This window comes from Burkholderia sp. AU18528, from assembly GCF_002223215.2.
Classification (GTDB): domain Bacteria; phylum Pseudomonadota; class Gammaproteobacteria; order Burkholderiales; family Burkholderiaceae; genus Burkholderia; species Burkholderia semiarida.
The window spans coordinates 508,346-524,709 of record NZ_NKFC02000009.1; the positions used below are offsets into that span (position 1 = coordinate 508,346).

Here is a 16,364-nt window from a genome sequence, read left to right on the forward strand (position 1 = left end):
GGCAGCCCGTGCTTTCCCGAACCGTCAGAACTGATGCCGCACGCCGAGCCGAACCGCCGTCTGCGCCGCACCGGACGCCGGCCCGCCAAGCGCCGCTTCGACCTGGGCGCCGTAAGCACCGTCGTGCCCGCGTGCGAATACCGCGTACAGGCCCGTACGTTTCGACAGCGAATAGTCGGCGCTCAACGTGACCTGATTGGCCGAGCCGACGTCGCCGCCGCGCTGCTGGTACTGGAACCCGCCGCCCAGTTGCAACGACGGCGTGACGGCATAGGTCAGCCCGGCGTCGCAAGTGGTGGCCCGCAGCGGCGCGGCGGCACTGATCCGCACGTCCGACACCATGCCGAAGACGCGGAGCGGACCGACGTTGTAGCCGGCCCCGACCGAGAAATTGCGCAGATTGCCGCCGGCGGTCACGTCGTGCTGGCCGAAATAAGCGAGGGCGGCACTGAACGCGCCCTGTGCGTAGGACAGCATCGCGCTTTGCACGCTGCCGCGCGCGACCGTCCCGGGCACGTTGCCGAACCCCCACATGCCGCCGAACGACAATCCGCCGAATGACGGGCTCACGTACTTCACCGCGTTGTTCACCTGGACGCCCCATACACGGTTGTCGAGCGCGCCGCCCGCCGATGCGTTCGCCGGCAAGCCCCACGCGAGCAGGCCGGCCGGCGTGTTCGCACCGATCGCGAACGCCGGCAGGAGATCGCCGACGAAATCGAACTGCCGCCCGAGCGTCACGGTCCCCCAGTCGCCACCGAGCCCGACGTACGCTTGCGAACTGAACGCGGAGCCCGGCACGGTCAGCGCGCCGTCTGACGTCTGGAACTGGCTTTCGAGCCGAAACACCGCGTAGCCGGCACCGCCGAGATCCTCCCTGCCCGTCAGGCCCCACACGTCGTTGCGCGACACGCCGGCCTGCAACGCGACCTGACGCCCGCCATGCGGGGCGGACGCCACGTCGCTCGTATAGGTCACGCCCGTGTCCAGCGAACCGTAGAGCGTCACGCTCGATTGCGCGAACGTCGGTGCGACGGTTCCGCAGCCGCATAAAGCCATCATCCGAAACCACCCTTTCATCGTCTTCTCCTCATCGAAACTTCCCGGCCGATGCGCGCGCGATCCGACCGGCTCGGCGGCAACCTCGACCGGGTGCGATTTCTTCCATTAAAATAGGAATCCATATCATTCAAGGTGAAACGATCCTCCCCGACGCGGCCGGCCCGCACCGCGCCCATTCGCCGCCGTGGTCCCGGTCGCCGCCCGCACGACATAAGTTAGACTACGGCCTGTCGCCCGCGGCGGCGCATGCCGTGCCGCACCCCGGCAGCCCGCAGCGCGTGCGTCCTTCCCGTTCCATTGCCGCAAGCCGTCTGAATCCCGGATCACGTCATGTCGAGCCTCACCAAAATGCTGTCCATCCTCGACGTCTTCTCTTCGTCCGCGACGTCGATGACCGCCGAGGAAATCGCCGAACACATGGGCTTTTCGCGCACCACGTGCTATCGCTACGTGAAGGAACTGGCGTCCGTCGGCCTGCTCGTCGGCACCAACGGCCGCTATACGCTGGGCCCGCGCATCATCCATCTCGACTACAACATGCGGCAGTCGGACCCGACGCTCACCGCCGCGAAACCCGTCATCCAGAAACTGGTTCAGGTCACCGGCGGCGATGCGCTCGTCTCGACGCTGTTCGACGAGCAGATCATCAACGTGATGCACGAGACCGGCGCCGAGAATCTGCAGTTGGGCTTCGGCCGCGGCCGCATCATGCCGTTGTTCCAGGGCGCGTCGTCGAAGGTGATCGTCGCCGCGATGTCGCGCGCGCGGCTGAAGCGCCTGCACGAACGGCACAACGCCGAGCTGGGCGAGTTCGCCGCCGACTGGACGCAGTTCTGGCGCGCCTGCCAGCAGATCGTCGAGGCCGGATACTGGATCTCGCGCGGCGAGCTCGACGCCGGGTTCGTCGGCATCGCCGCACCGATTCGCACGGCCAGCAGCGGCGACGTCAACAGCAGCCTGTCGCTGATCTTTCGCGCCGAACACTTCGCGCTGTTCGACGAACACGTACTCGGCAAGCTCCTGATCGACGCCACCGCACGGATCGGCGACGCCACCTGAGCATTCGCGCGGCATCGCATCGCGAACGATGCCGCATCCGAAACGCCCACGTGCGCGGTCAGTTCATCTGCGTGATGAACTTGGTGACCAGGTAGCCGTCGAACGTCTCCGTTCCGCCCTCGCTGCCGAAGCCGCTGTCCTTCACGCCGCCGAACGGGATCTCCGCCGGCCCCATGCCGAAGTGATTGATGTTGACCATGCCGGCTTCGAGCGCACGGCCGATCCGGTGCGCATGGCGCGCCGACGTCGTGAACGCGTACGACGCGAGGCCGAACGGCAAGCGGTTGGCTTCGTCGAGCGCATCGTCGAGCGCGTCGAACGGCACGATCCCGACGATCGGCCCGAACGGCTCTTCGTTCATCAGCCGCGTATCACGCGCCGGCCCCAGCACGACCGTCGGTGCGAAATAGTGCCCCGGCCCCGCCGTCGGCAGGCGCGCCCGGCCTGCGGCAATCTCCGCCCCTTTTGCCTTCGCGTCGGCGACGAACGCGTCGATCTCGGCTACGCGTCGCGCATGCGCAAGCGGCCCCATCGTGGTCGCCTCTTCCAGCCCGTAGCCGACGCGGATCTTGCCGACCGCCTCGAGATATGCGGCGACGAACCGGTCGAACACCGGGCGCTGCACGAAAAAACGCGTCGGCGATACGCAGACCTGCCCGGCGTTGCGAAACTTGTATGCGGCCAGCATCGTCGCCGCGCGTTCGACGTCGGCGTCCGCACAGACCAGCACCGGCGCATGGCCGCCTAGTTCCATGGTCATGCGTTTCATGTGCGACGCGGCAAGCGCCGCCAGTTGCTTGCCGACCGGCACCGAACCCGTGAACGAGATCTTGCGCACGAGCGGCGACTCGATCAGTTGCCTGGACACGTCGGCCGGCACGCCCCAGACGATGTTCAGGCAGCCCGCGGGTAATCCGGCGTCGTGGAAGATGCGCGCGAGCGCGACGATCGCGCTCGGCGATTCCTCCGGCCCTTTCAGCACCAGCGTGCACCCGGACGCAAGCGCCGCCGCGATCTTGCGCATCGCCTGGCTGAACGGGAAATTCCACGGCGAGAACGCCGCGCACACGCCGATCGGTTCGCGCAGCACCGTCTGGGCGACGTCCGGGGAGCGCGACGGCACGACGCGGCCGTACGTGCGACGTCCTTCCTCCGCGTGCCATTCGAGCTGCTCGGCGGACGACACGACCTCGGCGATCGCCTCGCGAAGCGGCTTGCCCTGGTCCATCGTGATGTGACGTCCGATCGCGTCGGCGCGCTCGCGCACCAGCGCAGCCGCGCGGCGCAGGATGTCCGAGCGCGCGAGCGGCGACTCGCGGCGCCACGTCGCGAACGCGCGATGCGCGGCGCGCACCGCGGCGTCGATATCGGCCGGCGTCGCATGCGGCAGGTCGCCGAGCACGTCGCCGGTGCCCGGATCGAGAACGGGCTGCGTGCGCCGGCCGTCGGCCTGAAAGAACCGGCCGTCGATATACAGATGGAGCGACGCGTAATCGCGCCGCACATCGGGTGCTATGTGGGAGGTCAAGGGCGTAAACGGAATCAAGACGGATACCTCGGTAGAAACTGCACGATGGGCCGGGCAACGCGACGATCGCATCACGCGGCCGATGGCGGTGCGCGCAGCAGGCCGCCGATTTCCTGTCGGAGGATCTGGTTTTCCTGCCGGACGAGCAGATGCCGGACCTTGCCGCGAAACGTCCTGAATTCGGGATCGGCCATCAGCACCGCACGACGCCGGGCACGATCGTCCAGCGAATCGAACGCCCACAGATAGACGAGCTGGTTCAGCGGTCCGATCTCCGTCGCGAAACACCCGACCATCGTGCCGAGCGCGTGCTCCTGCGGTGCGCGACCGCATTCCGCGTACAGCCGCAGATACTCGGCGACGCCGCCCGGCACCAGCGTGTACGTGCGTTGCTCAACAAACATGCGCGCTCTCCCGTTGTCGCGCCGCAAACGCGTGGAATGCCGCGGTCACGCCCGCCATGCCGGCCGCGTCCGTCTGCGCCGCCACATAGCGGTCCGGACGGACGACGACGAGCGGCCCCGCGTGCCTGTCGAACCATTCGGCCATCGCGTTGTCGACGTCCTCGACGCACTCGCTGCCGTGCGCGCTCGCGATGCGCTGCTCGCGGCACGTTCCGCTGCGCGAACGGACGATCTGCACGAATTTCGCGCCCAGCGCGGCCCAGAACGCGCGATCGTCGTCGCTCAGGCACGCCTGTGGGTCGCATCGCCAGCCGATGACCGAAAACCACGGGCCGAGCACGTCGTCGAGCTTGCGACGGGCGCCGTCGGCCGTTTCGACGTCGGGCTGGACGATCATGCGCCCGACGGCGCCCGACGCGCCGGTGACCACGATCCCGTGCGTATAGCTCGGCATCGGCTTGAAGCGCATCTGCAGCACGTAATCCTTCAGGCCGGGCGCATGGCGCGCGAGCCCGAGGAACCGGTCGCGCAGGAACGCGACCAGACGGCTGGTCGGCATCAGCATCGCGCCGAAGGTGTCCGCGAGATCGATCATCGCCTTCGCGTGATCGCGGCGCTCCGATTCGTACGTCGAGATCACGCTCCGGTGCAACGTGCCGTTCACGACCCCCGCGAGCTTCCATGCGAGATTGCCCACGTCGCGCAGCCCCGCGTTCAGCCCCTGGCCGATCCACGGCGGGCTCAGGTGGGCGGCGTCGCCGATGAGCGCCACGCGTCCGGCGACGAAACGTTCGGCCACGCGAGAGTGATGCGTGTAGGTGCGCGCACGCACGATCTCGATGCGATCGACGTCGTCGACGTACGGTTCGATCAGCGCGCGGATCGACTCCGGTTGCGCGATCGCCGCTTCGTCCTCGTGCGGAAACACGAGAAATTCCCAGCGTCGGTAGTTGAACGGCAGATAGATGCAGACGTTCGGGCGTCGCGGGTCGCAGTTCAGCGCGGTACACGGCTGGTCGAGCTGCGCGTTCTTCACGTCGACCACGACCCATTTGATCGGATGCGTCGTACCGGCCAGCCTGATGCCGAGCATCTCGCGCACGGGGCTGCGTCCGCCGTCGGCCGCCACCACGTAGTCGGCATCGAGTTCGTATTGCCGCCCGTCGGCGGCACGCACCTGAAGCGTCACGCCTTCGTCGTCCTGCTCCAGGCCGACCACCTCTTCGCCCGTGCGCAGGGACACGTGCGGATAGCGCGCCAGCGCGTCGCGCAGCGTACGCTCGGCCAGGTGCTGCATGAAGATGTTGCGTCGCCACCAGCCGAACTCGCGTATCGACGGACGGATGTCGGCGAAACATTCGCCGTTCGCCTTGAACATGCGCAGCGGCACGTTCTGGATGATGTCGCGGCTCAGCTCGTCGGCCAGACCGGCCGTCTGAAACAGCCGCAGCGCCTCGTCGTCGATGCCGACCGCACGCGGGAACTCGACGATCCGCGCCTCGCGTTCGACGACGATCGTATCGACGCCATACAGGCCGAGCAGGTTGGCCATGGCCGCACCATTCGGCCCCGCGCCGACGATGGCGACCTTGGTCCGGTTCCGGTTGTTCGCTTTCATTCGCCGGCGCCTCCCGCGCGCCATGCGGCGTCGTCGAGACGATCGAGCCAGGTGCGCAGCGCGTGATTGAATGCATCGGGCCGATCGTCGTGCACGTAATGCGTCGCGCCGGGTATGTCGATCCGTTCGATCTCCGCATTGGCGGCCGCCATTTCGGCCGCCACGTCCGCGGACAGGAAATCCGAGTCTCCGCCGCGCAACAACAACGTGGGCACGTGCAGATTGAGGATCAGCGGCCAAAGATGGACGAGTTGCGCCGGTGTCGCGGCCAGCCGGGCCGCCGCGATCCCTTGCGCGTCGTGCCGCCATACGATCCGGCCGCGCGCGTCCGCCTTCAGCGAGTGTGCGAGGCGCGAGTCGAGCGCGGATTCCGCGACGTTCGGCCGCTGGCGTCGCCAGAACGCGCGCGCGTCGTCCCACGACGCGAACGCGTCCGGCGTGTCCCGCAGCTCGCGCTTGATGCGCTCGGAACCCGGCGATCCGGCCGACGCACCGGGGCCCATGTCCTCGATCACGAGACCGGCGAGCCGCTCCGGTCGTGCCGCCGCGTAGACGAACGCGTTGGCCCCGCCCATCGAGTGCCCGGCCAACACGAACCGTCGCAGGTCGAGCGCCCGCACCAGCGCGTCGAGATCGCGCACGTAGGCCGCCGCGTAGTAGTCCCGCCGAGGATCCCAGTCGCTCAGCCCGCGCCCGCGCTGATCGAGCGCGACGACCCGGTAGCGGTCGACCAGCGCATCGGCGACGCTCGCCCAGGTATGCGCGTAACTGCGCAAGCCGTGCAGCATCACCACGGCCGGCGCATCGTCACGCCCCCAGCTCACGTAGTGCAGCCGCAATCCATCGTTGTCGATCCATCCATCCCTGGCGGATGCCGCGTTCATCATGTGCTCCCCGGCCGGCATGCGCGATCAGACCAGACCGTCGCGACCGACGATCTCGCTCGCCTTCAGGCCGCCGAGCCGCGCATGCAGCCGGCCGCGCGTCGCGAACGCGAAGATCACCAGCACTTCGTCGTCGTTGGGCGCATCGGGAAACAGGCACGTCACCGTGTCGTAGTGCGAGCGCACGTAGAGCGCATCCTTGTGCGCGAGCGGCACGTCGATCACCGTATTGATCGGGCCGCGCTTGCCGCTCGACGGCACCCACGCTTTCCCGCCGCCCAGCGCCGCCCGGATCGGCTCGGCGAAGATCGACGTGAGGAACGCGTTGCCGTGTTCGTATTCGCCGGCCGAGCCGACCAGGCAGGCCTTGCCGTAGCTCTCGATCGCGCGGCCGGCGGCGAGCGATTCGATGCGTCGCGCGAATTCCTTGCCGAGCGCGGGCGACGGGCGCACGAGATCGTCGAGGTTTTCGCTGAATCGTCCCGCGTACGGGTTGTGAACGGCCGCGGCGATCACGATCTTGCGCAGCGGCTCGCCATCCGCGAGCTGGCCGGTTTCGTTCGCGAGCGAATCCTCGATCTGCGTGTACCACTTGCGGATATGAAAGCCTTCGAAATTGGCGGTCTTGCTCATCAGTATTCCTTTATAAAACGTCGATGATGCGGATTGAGACGCGGCGCTTCAGTCGAACAACGGTTCGAGCTGGAACGGATCGCTCGGCGCGTTGTATCGATGCAGCACGCGCTTGCCCTCTTCGTCGTCCGTGACGGTCTCGCAGAAGAATTCGAGCCGGTTGCCGTCGGGGTCCGTGAAATACACGCCGATCCCGACCTTGTGATCGGTGATCTTGACGATCGGCACGCCGCGGCGAAGCAGCATCCCGTACAGGCGACGCAATTCGGTCAGCCCGCCGGCGATCTCGAGGCCGTAGTGCTGCAGGCCGATCGTGCCGAGCTCCGCATCGGACGCCGCGCGAATCAGCGCGATGTCGTGGTGCTTCTGGCCGAACGACATGAACACCCACTGCTCGCCGCGCGCGGTTTCCGTCATGCCGAGCACCTCGGCGTACCACGTGCTCGAACGGACGGGGTCGCGCACGAACAGCGACAGGTGCGTGCGCTGCACGCGCGGCGTCGGCAGCGGCAGGCCGCTCGCGTTCGCGCGCTCGGCGTGTTGCCGGATATCGGACGGTGTCATCGTTCGCTCCGCTCAGTGGGTCGACTGCGCGTGGGCGGCCAGCGGCGCCTCGAACGGCGTCCACGCCACCGCCGTGATCTCGCTGAAATCGCGCCATTCCTTGATCCAGTTCCGGCCGCCGTCGCTCGAACGGAACAGGTGCCCATACTTGGTGCCCGCATAGACGAGCGCCGGCCGGGCCGCATGCACGCCGAACGCCCAGAACGTGGAGTTCGGCGGCGTGTGCAGGTCCATCTCGCGCCACGCGTGGCCGCGATCGGCCGAGCGGTAGATTCGGCTGCGGGTGCCCGGCGTGCCGTCGCCGATCGCCATCAGCAGGTCGCCTTCCGGCTCCGGCAGTTGTACGACGGTGCGCGTGTAGTACAGCCCGTCGAAGCGGTCGCGCGACAGCTTGCCGTCCCAGGTCCGGCCGTCGTCCTCGCTCACGTACACGGCGTTGACCGTCAGCAGCACCGTGGTCTTCGGCCGGTCTTGCGCGGCGGGCAGCACGGCGATCGCGTGAATGTCGCTGTTGCGGATCGCGCTGCCGGGGCCGTCCACGCGCGCCCAGCTCGCACCGGCATCCCGGCTGCGCCACGCGCCGCCCTCCTCCACGCCGTACCAGACGTTGCTGCTGTCGTCCGAATCCACGCAGATCGTCAGCAGCCGCGGACGGTTGACGCCCGAGCAGAACTCCGGCAGCTCGGGGGCCGTTCTCGCCCAGGTCAAGCCCGCGTCGCTCGACTTGTAAAGCGCGGCACGCGACGGCGCGCCGGTGCCGGCATAGAGCACCGCCGGGTTCGCCGGATCGATCGCGATGGACCAGACCGTCTGCCCGTTCAGCAGGTTGTCCGGCCGAAACCAGTGCGCGCCGCCATCCTCGCTGATGCACAGCCCCGAATCGGCGCCGGCATAGACGCGCGACGGCGTCGCGGGATCCACCGCGAGCGCGCGCACGATGCCGTCGAACTCGATCGGTTCGGCGAGCCCGAGGCGATGCCAGGTCTTGCCGTCGTCGTTCGAGCGCAGGATGCCTTGCCCCGCGGTGGCGACCAGTACGGTTGCGGTCATGAAATGCTCCTCGTGTCAGAGAAAAATGCCGCGCGTGAGCCCGCCGTCGCAGCCGATCGATTCGCCGGTGATCGAGCCGGACTTCGGCGACGCGAGAAACGCGACGATCCACCCCATTTCTTCCGGCTGCAGCACGCGGCGGATCGGCGTGACCTTCACGTAGTTGGCCTCGACCTCCGCGGCCGTGAGCCCCTGCTTGCGCGCCTCCGTCTCGTAGAGCTCGTGGATGTGCGGCGTTTCGACGACGCCCGGGTGAATCGTGTTGACCGTGATGCCGAACGGGCCGAGCTGGTCGGACAGCGTCTTGGTCAGGTGGACGATCGCCACGTTGCGCATGCCCGACAGTTGCTTGCTGCCGCGGCCGGTCAGGCCGCCGATATTGACGATCCGGCCGAAGCCGTTGCGCCGCATGTACGGCGCGGCCGCCTTCGCGCAACGCAGGTAGCCGACCACCTTGATATCGATGTCCTGCAGCAACCCTTGCGGATCGGCATGCTCCAGCTCCGCCCGCACGAGCCCGCCCGGGTGCGCCGCGCCGTTCAGCAGGATGTCGAGCCGGCCGAAGCGCTCGACGCTCGCTGCCATCGCCGCTTCGACCGACGCCATGTCGGTCGTGTCCACCGTGACGGGCACGATGGCGCCGGCCGCGCTGCCCAGCGGCGCGAGCGCCGCGCGAATCTCGGCGGCCGCGACTTCGAGGTGTTCGATGCGTCGCGCGGCGATCGCGACGTTGACGCCTTCGCGCGCCAGTTCGAGCGCGACGGCCTTGCCGATGCCCATGCTGCCGCCGGTGATGAACGCGGCTTTTCCGTGCAGTTGCAGATCCATGTCGATGAAAGGTGAGAGTCGGGATTGAGGAAACGAGCGCGTGACGCGATCAGGACAACCGCATTTCGACGAGCGTCGGCCCGTCGGTGCGCGCGAGCGCGCCGTCGAGCGCCTGCACCAGCGCATGCGTGTCGCTCACGCGTTGGGCCGGCACGCCATAGCCGCGCGACAGCGCGAGCCAGTCGATCGGCGGATCGTCCAGCAGCGTCAGGCGGCTGGCGTGCGGCGTGTCGGCCGGCAGGCCGCTGCGCGCGAGCTCGGTCTGCAGGATGCCGTAGCGCCGGTTCGATGCGATCAGCATCACGATCGGCAAACGCTCGCGCGCCATCGTCCACAGCGACTGGATCGTGTACTGCGCACTGCCGTCGGACTGCAGCGCGAACACGCGGCGCGCCGGGCACGCGACGGCGGCGCCGAGCGCCACCGGCAGCCCCTGGCCGATCGCGCCGCCCGTGTTCGTGAGAATGGTGTGGCGGCGCGCGCGTGCCGACGCGGTCACGAACGGGTAGCCGCACGTGCCGCCCTCGATCGACACGATCGCATCGTCGGGCAGTGCATTCGCGAGCACGCGGCCGACGGCCTGCGGTGTGAGCGGCCCGTCCTCCACGCGCCAGCGCTCGACGCGCACGCCATCGTCATTCGTTGCCGCCGCACCGATGCGATCGGCCAGCGCCTCCAGCGCGTCGTCCGCCGCGTCGCCCGGCGCCGCCAGCGTCACGATGTCCTCCGGCCGCGCGAGTTCGCCCGGAATGCCTTCGTAGCCGAAGTAAGTGACGGGCGCGAGCGCGCCGGCCAGCACCACGCGCCGGCCGGCCAGCGCCGCGAGCGCCGGCTCGGGGAAATACGGCAGGCGGTCGATGTCCGGCAGGCCGCCGCCGCGCTCCGCCCGCGCGGGAAACGTCTCGCTGAAGCAGGTCGCACCGGTTGCCGCCGCGATGCGCGCCGCCGCACGCTGGCCGCGCGCCGACAGCGCGCGGGCGCCCATCAGCAGGACGGCGCGATGGCCGCCGAGCAGCAGATCGGCAACCTGTTCGACGCGAGCGGCATCGAACGACACCGCGGCCGGGCGCACGACGGCGGGCCACGCAGCACCGCGCACCTTGGCCGACTGGAGATCGACGGGCAGCACGAGCGTCGCGACGCCGCGCCGCGCGCCCATCGCGGCCGAAATCGCGTCGGCCGTATCCGTCGCGAGGTCCGCGTCGCGCGCCACGCTGCGATACCACACGGACACCGGACGGGCGAGCGATTCGATGTCGGACGTCAGCGGCGCGTCGTACTTCAGATGCTCGCGCGTGTGATCGCCGACGATGTTCAGGATCGGCGTGCGGGCGCGGCGCGCATTGTGCAGGTTGGCAATGCCGTTGGCGTGGCCGGGCCCGAGGTGCAGCAGCGTCATCGCGGGCTTGCCGGCCATGCGGCCATAGCCGTCCGCGGCGCCGGTGCACACGCCCTCGAACAGCCCGAGGATCGAGCGCATGCCCGCCACGGTGTCGAGCGCACCGACGAACGGCATCTCGGTCGTGCCGGGATTGGCGAAACAGACGTCGACGCCGGCATCACGCGCCGTGGTGAGCACGACGCTCGCCCCGCTTGTTGCTTCGATATCGCTGTTCAACGCTGGAATGTTCATGCGGCCGCTCGACGGGTTTGGCTGAAGTGTTTTTACTGTAATCCCGAATTACGGGATTTGTCAAACCATCCAGTTTCAATTTCGCACTCCATCGAGGCCCGCGTTTACCCGTAATCTCACCGTTCAATTCTGCAAGTAACAAGACAGGCGAACTGTTCAGCCTCCATCAACCAACGACCTATTTCCCACAATTCGGAATTTAACGAAATCGACACATCAGATCGATCGCATCCGTCGGGCGCGCCGTTTTGCTTCCCGCACTCAATCTCAAAATTACGATTGCAAATGCCTCTCATTTGCATTAAATTGCCGCGCGAATGTACTGTTTGGAACACAGATGTCGGCGCAAGGCCGCCCGCCGTGCCCGAACGCGAAGCACATCAAAAGGGAGGAGTATGAGCAGGAGGAACTGGGCGGCCGCACCGATGGCCATCGTCGTCGGCACGGCCGGCATGGGCGCCGCCGACGCGCAGGAAACGGCGCTGCCGACCATCGAGGTGTCCGCGCAACGCGCGACGGCGCCGTTCCGCACGCGCGAATCGACGAGCGCGACGCGCAGCGAGGCGGACGTGATGGAGATTCCGTTCGCGGTCGGCAGCGTCGATACGAAGCTGATCCAGACCGTGGCCGCGACGCGCGGCGACGATCTTTACGACTGGGTCGCGGGCGTCTCGCGCCAGAACAACTTCGGCGGCCTGTGGGACAACTACGCGGTGCGCGGCTTCGCCGGCGACGGCAACACGTCCGGCACCGACTACCTGGTCAACGGCTTTTCGTGGAATCGCGGCATGAGCGTGCCGCGCGACACCGTGAACCTCGAGCGCATGGAAGTGCTCAAGGGGCCGGCGTCCGCACTGTATGGCCGCGGCGATCCGGGCGGGATCATCAGCTATACGACGAAGCAGCCGCAGTTCACCCGCGCGAACACCATCGGCGTGTCGGCCGGCAGCTACGGCGCATTGCGCCAGACGCTCGATTCGACCGGCCCCGTCACGAAATCGCTGGCGTACCGCTTCGTCGCGATGAACGAGAACAACGGCAGCTTTCGCGACACGGTGTCAAGCAAACGCTACCTGTTCTCGCCGTCGTTCACCTGGGACATCGGCGCGGACACGACGCTGCACTACGAGTTCGAGAGCGCGCGTCAGCGCGCGCCGCTCGATCGCGGCGTGCTGGCGGTCAACGGGCAGCTCGGCGTGATCCCCGCGTCGCGCTTTCTCGGCGAGCCGCGCGACGGCGACTACGACGTGCGCAACACGGGCCACCAGTTCACGCTCGAGCATCGCATCGATTCAAGCTGGTCAATCAACGCAGGCGTCGCGCAACGCAACACCGACCTGTCCGGGCGCTCGTCCGAGGCGTTCGCGTTGCAGCCGGACGGCCGCACGCTGTGGCGGCGCTACCGGCAAGTCGCGTTTCATTCGAACGACCTGCAAGGCCGCCTCGAGACGACCGGCGCGTTCCGCACGGGCGGCATCGGCCATACGCTCGTGATGGGCGTCGACGCGTACCGCTTCAACTACGACCAGTTCGTCACGCGCTCCACGCCGAGCGCCGCCGCACCGTATGCGATCGACATCTTCGATCCGGTCTACGGCCAGCCCGCGCCCACGCCGCGCACCGCGACCAACCTGCTCGAGCGCGACGACGGTCAAGGCGTCTACGCGCAGGACACGCTCGCGTTCGGGCCGCACTGGAAAATCCTCGCCGGCCTGCGCTGGGATCGCTTCCACCAGTCGATCGACAACCGCCTGAAGGGCGTGACGACGAGCCAGTTGCAGACCGCGCTGAGCCCGCGTCTCGGCGTCGTGTATGAAATGAGCCCGGCGTTGTCGCTGTATGCGAACACCGCGTATTCGTTCCGGCCGAACAACGGCGCCGACGTCGGCGGCCGCGCGTTCGATCCCGAAAAGGGCCGCGGCTACGAAGCCGGCGCGAAATGGGCGGGCGCGCGCTCGCTCACGACCGTCGCGGCGTTCTACGTCACCAAGCGCAACGTGCTCACCGCCGATCCGGCGAATGCCGGCTTCTCGCGCGCGGCCGGCGAAGTACGCAGTCGCGGCATCGAATTCGAATGGAGCGGCGACCTCGGTCACGGCTTGCGCGGCATCGCCAATCTCGCGTACGTCGACGCGGAGGTCACACGCGACACCGTGCTCGCGCCCGGTTCGCGCCTCGTCGACGTACCGCGGCTGAGCGGCAGCGCACTGCTGATGTACGAGACGACCCTGCCGTTCGCGGACAAGGCGGGTGCCGGCGCCGGCGTGATCTACGTCGGGCGCCGCGCCGGCAACACGGCCAACACGCAGGACGGCTTCGAGCTGCCGGCCTACGCGACCGTGCAGCTCAACGGCTATCTTCAGGTCAACAAGCACCTTCGTGCGTCGGTCGTGCTGAACAACCTGTTCAATCGCACCACATACGTCAGCTCGTACAACAGCCTGTGGGTCACGCCGGGCGCGCCGCGCAGCCTGTTCGCGTCGCTCGCCTACTCGTTCTAGCACGACCAGGACGGCTGACGCGACGCGCATCGCGCGTCAGCCGCCGACCACGAATCGCGCGCCCAGCGCGAGCAGCAACGCAGGCGGCATCACGCACGCGCCGATCGCGAGAAATGCGCGGAAACCGACCTGCAACCCTTCGCGCCGGATCGCCGCCAGCCACAGGATCGTCGCGAGCGATCCGGTGATCGACAGGTTCGGGCCGAGATCCACGCCGATCAGAATCGCATCGATCACCGTTTGCGGGCTGTGCGCAGCCTGGATCGTCGAGCTCGCGATCAGCCCGGCAGGCAGGTTGTTGACCCCGTTCGACACGAGCGCGACCGCGACGCCGGCCGCGGCGGCGGCAATGTGCTCTCCGCTTTGCATCAACGCGTGCAGCAGCCCCGCCAGTACGCGCACCGCGCCGGTCCGGTCGAGCGTCTCGACGACGACGAACAACCCCGCGACGAGCGGCAGCACGCTCCATGAAATCGCGCGAACGATCGGCACGCACGCCGCGCGATCCCGCATCACCACGCATGCGACCGTGACGACACCCGCGAGCGCGGTCGGCAACCCGAGCGGGCGATCGAGGACCGACACCGCCATCAGCGCGACGGCCGTTGCCGCGATGCCCGCGAGCGCGATGCGCCCGCCGCCCGTCAGCGGCTGCACCGGCAGCCCGGATTCGCAGCGGCCGGCAAGCGCCCGTCGCTGCACGATCCTCAGCATCACGAACGTACCGGCGATCGACGCGACGGACGGCGCCGCGAAATGCGCGAGCCATACGCCGAGCGCCGGCATGTGCGCGCCGTACAGCACCAGGTTCGCCGGATTCGAAATCGGCAAAACGAAACTCGCGGCATTGGCGACGAGCGCGCAGCTGTACAGCAGCGGCATCGGGTCGGCCTTCGCGCGGCGGGCGGCGGCAAGGACCGCGGGCGTCAGCACGACGGCGGTCGCATCGTTCGACAGAAACACGGTGGTGACGACACCGACCCCGTAGATCAGCGCGAACAATCGCCGCGGCGAGCCCTGCGCGAGATTGACGACGTGCGTCGCGACCCAGTCGAACAGCCCTTCGCGACGGGCCGCCTCGGACAACAGCATCATGCCCGTCAGGAACAGGTAGACGTCGCCCCCTTTCGCGACGGCGTCCAGCGCCTGCGCGACGGGCAACAGGTTCAACGCGACCAGCAGCAGCGCGCCGCTCACGGCCCACGTGGCCTCGGGCCAACCGAACGGACGCGTGATGACGCCCGCGGTGGCGAGCGCGGAAATCAGCCAGGCAAGCGAAACAGGATTCATGGGCAAGTCGACACAGGCATGGAAATCGAAATCGCTTTCACGATGATGTCGCCGATAGATCGGCGGGCTTGCCGCACGCGCCGCTCAGCGATCGCGCATGACCGAGCCACAGCGCGAGCGAGCCCGTCGACACGGCGCCCAGTACGACGAACGCGGCCGGATAGCCGAAGTGCTGCGCGAGCACGCCGCCGAGCACGGGGCTGAGCGCCGCGCCGATCCCCTGCGCGGTCGCGACGGCGCCCTGCCCGGCGTTCACGCGGCCGGAGCCATGCAGCAGGCGAACGACGAGCGCGGGCACGACCACGCTTTGCAGGCCGGCGCCGATGCCGTCGAGCATCTGCACCGGCCATACACCCGCTTCGCTCATCCACGCCGCGGCGACCGCCCCGCGCACCGGCAGCACGAGGTACGAGAACAGCAGCACGCGCCAGTAGCCGTGCGCGCGAATCAGCCGGGGCGCGAGCCACGCCGCCGCGATCATCACGCACTGCGCGATGACGATGGTCTGCGCGGTGAACGCGCTCGCGTTGCTGCGATGCGTGACGACGACGCCCATCCCGTAGAGCGGCAGCATCGCGGCATTGCCGAGATGAAACAGCGCGAGCGACGCGCCGAGCAGTACCAGCGGCCGGTTCTCGGCGAGCGTGCGCAGGCCGCCGACGCGCGACGTCGACGCCGCGTCCAACGCATGCGGATGCGCAGCATCCGTTCCCGGTGCGCGGCCATCAGGCTCGAGACCACGTGCGCAAGCATGATCGATTGCGTGCCCGGGTATCGCCAACGTGCTCGCAACCGCAAGGACGGTGAACACCCCGACGAGCGCGAACACCGCGTCGAATCCGACATGCCAGCCGAGCCACCCCGCGAGCGCCGCGCCGGCGACGTTGCCGGCATGGTTCGCCATCTGGTTGCGCCCGAACTGCCGATCGAAACCCTGGCGACGCACGATGCCGAGCGTCACGCCCGCGACCGCGGGCGCGAGCACCGCGCCGCCGACCGCCGCCAGGATCTGCGACGCCGCCACCGCCGGATAGCCGCGCACGAACATCAGCGCCAGCGACGCGAGTGCCGTCGCCGCGGTCGCCGCGACGATCAGCGCCCGCTTCGCACGCACCGCATCGACGAGCGCGCCGGCCAGCGGCGTCGCGGCCATCGCGGCGAGCCCCGCCAGCGTCATGACCGAGCCGATCGCATCGGCGCCCCAGCCGCGCGACAGCAGGATGACGCCGATGAACGGGCCGATGCCGGCCTGCACGTCGGCCACGAAGAAGTTGAGCGCCTCGAGCGCGCGTGCCGGTCTCACGGTCGCC

At 68.5% G+C, this 16,364-nt stretch carries 14 protein-coding genes; 2 read left to right on the plus strand and 12 right to left on the minus strand.

Annotated elements, in window-relative coordinates:
• Positions 1-24: 24 nt before the first annotated feature.
• Positions 25-1,080, minus strand: a complete 1,056-nt coding sequence (locus CFB52_RS33005) for a porin (RefSeq protein WP_059577793.1) — start codon at positions 1,078-1,080, stop codon at positions 25-27.
• Positions 1,081-1,392: 312 nt separating this feature from the next.
• Here CFB52_RS33005 and CFB52_RS33010 point away from each other — a divergent pair, with 312 nt between their 5' ends.
• Complete coding sequence (locus CFB52_RS33010) at positions 1,393-2,121, plus strand: IclR family transcriptional regulator (protein ID WP_059577791.1); 729 nt, start codon at positions 1,393-1,395, stop codon at positions 2,119-2,121.
• Positions 2,122-2,179: 58 nt separating this feature from the next.
• On the opposite strand, the gene CFB52_RS33015 is transcribed toward CFB52_RS33010, so the two are convergent.
• Genes CFB52_RS33015 through CFB52_RS33055 form a run of 9 tightly spaced genes read right to left on the minus strand, consistent with a single transcriptional unit; the run spans position 2,180 to position 11,263 of the window.
• The gene (locus CFB52_RS33015; protein WP_099318515.1) at positions 2,180-3,667 is read right to left on the minus strand and encodes an NAD-dependent succinate-semialdehyde dehydrogenase; all 1,488 of its coding nucleotides are present in this window, start codon (positions 3,665-3,667) and stop codon (positions 2,180-2,182) included.
• Between the two features lie 53 nt (positions 3,668-3,720).
• Positions 3,721-4,053: an NIPSNAP family protein gene (locus CFB52_RS33020; protein ID WP_059577785.1), complete on the minus strand. Its 333-nt coding sequence runs from the start codon at positions 4,051-4,053 to the stop codon at positions 3,721-3,723.
• On the minus strand, positions 4,043-5,671 hold the full coding sequence (locus CFB52_RS33025; RefSeq protein ID WP_099318606.1) for a bifunctional 3-(3-hydroxy-phenyl)propionate/3-hydroxycinnamic acid hydroxylase: 1,629 nt from the start codon (positions 5,669-5,671) through the stop codon (positions 4,043-4,045). Before CFB52_RS33025 ends, CFB52_RS33020 begins: the two co-directional genes overlap by 11 nt.
• Positions 5,668-6,555 carry an alpha/beta fold hydrolase gene (locus tag CFB52_RS33030; protein ID WP_179231827.1) on the minus strand — a complete coding sequence of 296 codons (888 nt, stop codon included), beginning with the start codon at positions 6,553-6,555 and terminating at the stop codon, positions 5,668-5,670. Before CFB52_RS33030 ends, CFB52_RS33025 begins: the two co-directional genes overlap by 4 nt.
• 27 nt (positions 6,556-6,582) lie before the next feature.
• Positions 6,583-7,188 carry an amino acid synthesis family protein gene (locus CFB52_RS33035; protein ID WP_059577779.1) on the minus strand — a complete coding sequence of 202 codons (606 nt, stop codon included), beginning with the start codon at positions 7,186-7,188 and terminating at the stop codon, positions 6,583-6,585.
• 48 nt (positions 7,189-7,236) lie between these two features.
• Entirely contained in the window at positions 7,237-7,752 is a 516-nt protein-coding gene (locus CFB52_RS33040) for a VOC family protein (protein ID WP_059577776.1), read from the minus strand.
• A 12-nt stretch (positions 7,753-7,764) separates the two neighbouring features.
• Complete coding sequence (locus CFB52_RS33045) at positions 7,765-8,802, minus strand: sialidase family protein (protein WP_099318516.1); 1,038 nt, start codon at positions 8,800-8,802, stop codon at positions 7,765-7,767.
• 15 nt (positions 8,803-8,817) lie between these two features.
• The gene (locus tag CFB52_RS33050; RefSeq protein WP_059577770.1) at positions 8,818-9,630 is read right to left on the minus strand and encodes an SDR family NAD(P)-dependent oxidoreductase; all 813 of its coding nucleotides are present in this window, start codon (positions 9,628-9,630) and stop codon (positions 8,818-8,820) included.
• A gap of 49 nt (positions 9,631-9,679) precedes the next feature.
• Positions 9,680-11,263 carry an acetolactate synthase large subunit gene (locus CFB52_RS33055; protein ID WP_059577767.1) on the minus strand — a complete coding sequence of 528 codons (1,584 nt, stop codon included), beginning with the start codon at positions 11,261-11,263 and terminating at the stop codon, positions 9,680-9,682.
• A gap of 395 nt (positions 11,264-11,658) precedes the next feature.
• Here CFB52_RS33055 and CFB52_RS33060 point away from each other — a divergent pair, with 395 nt between their 5' ends.
• Positions 11,659-13,764 (plus strand): TonB-dependent siderophore receptor, encoded by a 2,106-nt coding sequence (locus CFB52_RS33060; protein ID WP_099318517.1) that lies wholly within the window; start codon positions 11,659-11,661, stop codon positions 13,762-13,764.
• Between the two features lie 36 nt (positions 13,765-13,800).
• Here CFB52_RS33060 and CFB52_RS33065 read toward each other — a convergent pair whose 3' ends face one another.
• Both CFB52_RS33065 and CFB52_RS33070 read right to left on the minus strand, forming a co-directional pair.
• Entirely contained in the window at positions 13,801-15,054 is a 1,254-nt protein-coding gene (locus tag CFB52_RS33065; protein WP_099318518.1) for an arsenic transporter, read from the minus strand.
• A 37-nt stretch (positions 15,055-15,091) separates the two neighbouring features.
• Positions 15,092-16,357, minus strand: a complete 1,266-nt coding sequence (locus tag CFB52_RS33070; RefSeq protein ID WP_099318607.1) for an MFS transporter — start codon at positions 16,355-16,357, stop codon at positions 15,092-15,094.
• Positions 16,358-16,364: the final 7 nt, after the last annotated feature.